The following is a 1,815-nucleotide window of genomic DNA, read 5'->3' as shown; positions in this document are numbered from 1 at the left end:
CCAACGGTCTTAATGAATACGATTGGTTAAAGCAGATCTTTAAAGTGCTTCCTAATGCACAAAGCCTGGCAGACATCGAAGCACTTTTGCCTTGGCATTGTAAGGACGTGGTTGGTTAGGCGCTTACGCCTTTATGGGAGGTTGAAGGCAAAATCTGGCTTAGAAATCAAAATATGTGGTAGGTTTTTTCCTTTATGGGAGGTTGAAAGAAATTCCTATAAGAACAGTATAGTGGAAATGAGGGGGCTGATTTCCCATGTCAGTTATTTTTATTTTGTAGATGGAGATTGTTTGTGAAAAGAGACGCTGAGTTTTATAGAGGGTTAATCGGTGGAGACAAAAGGGATGAGTGTAGTGGTCAAGTAAAACTGGCCACGGTTTTATAGTTTTTCCAGTACACCTCTTCCGCTTTATCCGGTGGCAACATTCTATTGTGCTGATGTGGCCTGATTTGGTTGTAGTATCCTACTATGTAATCCGTTACAGCATGTTTGGCTTCTAAAAAAGTCCGGTAACCTAATTCAGGCATCCATTCTGTTTTGAAGCTTCTAAAGAAACGCTCCATCGGGGCATTATCCCAACAGTTTCTACGGCGACTCATACTTTGCTGAATTTGATACCGCCACAGCAAACGACGATATTTTAAGCTTGTGTACTGACTGCCTTGATCTGAATGAAACATTACTCCCTTAGGTTTTCCTCTTAATTCATAAGCCATAATAAGCGCCTTACTAATGAACTCACTATCCGGACTCAAAGACATCGCCCAGCCAACCGGCTTTCTAGCGTATAAATCCATAACAACTGCTAAATAAGCCCAACGGCTTCCTATCCAAACATAGGTAATGTTGCCACACCAAACCTTGTTAGGAGAGCAGGCTTTGAACTGTCGAGCCAGAAGGTTCGGCGCAACTGAACTCTCTTGTTTTGCTCGTTTATAGCGATGCCTAGGCTGTTGACAGTTAAGCAAAGCGAGTTCGCGCATTAAGTTACTTGCGACATACCGACTTAAGCTTGTACCACCCTGAGTGACAATGGCTGCGATCGCTCCCGCAGAGCCTTCACTCACTTTAAAAGCGGTTCGAACTTTTTCTTTGAGCATAATGCGAGTAGGTGTTTCACCGACTGCTTTATCACGCCAATACCTGTAGCTACTTCTGTGAATACTGAATAGCTGACATAGATGATCAACGGGAAAGCTCTCTTGCAGTCGATGAATTAACGCAAGCCTTTCAGCTCGTCTGACATCAAGAGAGCAGAAGCCTTTTTTAAAATGTCTTTTTCCATTTTAAGGCGCTTAACTTGCTTTTCTAATTCACGAATTCGACGCTGTTCATCTGTCATTGGTGTTGCTTTGGGGGCTTCGCCACGGATCTCTGAGCGGAGTTGTCTCACCCATTTATCCATGGTGGACTTGCCCACTCTCATGGCTTCAGCCGCTTCTGCAACACTATAATTTTGTTCTATAACAAGCTGTGCTGCTTCTAAATGGAATTCAGGGCTAAAATTAGGTTGTCTTGGTTTAGTCATTTGTTTACCTGTAAAGTTATGAGATGAGTTTATCATCTCTAATCAGGTGGCCAAATTCACTATGCCATTACATTAATATGGGCTTCTAGCCAGTAGGACTTACCTTGACTCGGGAAGGCTTCAACATAGGTGTAATTGGACGCGCCTAAGGTCGCCACGAACACTTCCGCCTCTCTTACTTCACCTGTGTCAGGGTTAACGACTTGAAGCCGAGGCCCACAGTAATCGATAAACAACTTATCACCCGCAACATGAAGTTGGCGCATACTGCGCTTTTGAGTTTTG

2 protein-coding genes and 1 pseudogene are annotated in these 1,815 nt (G+C 43.5%); 1 reads left to right on the top strand and 2 read right to left on the bottom strand.

Annotated elements, in window-relative coordinates; translation table 11 throughout:
- On the top strand, window positions 1-119 hold a 119-nt coding region (locus LG368_RS15665), incomplete at its 5' end, for a transposase domain-containing protein (RefSeq protein ID WP_226755541.1).
- A gap of 239 nt (window positions 120-358) precedes the next feature.
- Here the strand turns inward: LG368_RS15665 and LG368_RS15255 are convergent.
- Both LG368_RS15255 and LG368_RS15250 read right to left on the bottom strand, forming a co-directional pair.
- Window positions 359-1,566, bottom strand: a protein-coding gene (locus tag LG368_RS15255; protein ID WP_226755544.1) for an IS3 family transposase whose coding sequence is annotated in 2 segments (ribosomal slippage) — window positions 359-1,257 and window positions 1,257-1,566 — 1,209 coding nt in all. Because the reading frame shifts where the segments join, the coding sequence is not laid out codon by codon here.
- Window positions 1,567-1,601: 35 nt separating this feature from the next.
- Window positions 1,602-1,815, bottom strand: a pseudogene (locus LG368_RS15250) (IS21 family transposase); the annotation flags it as partial.

The organism is Marinomonas algarum, assembly GCF_020532605.1.
Lineage (GTDB): Bacteria > Pseudomonadota > Gammaproteobacteria > Pseudomonadales > Marinomonadaceae > Marinomonas > Marinomonas algarum.
This window is presented reverse-complemented; position numbering and strand designations above follow the sequence as displayed.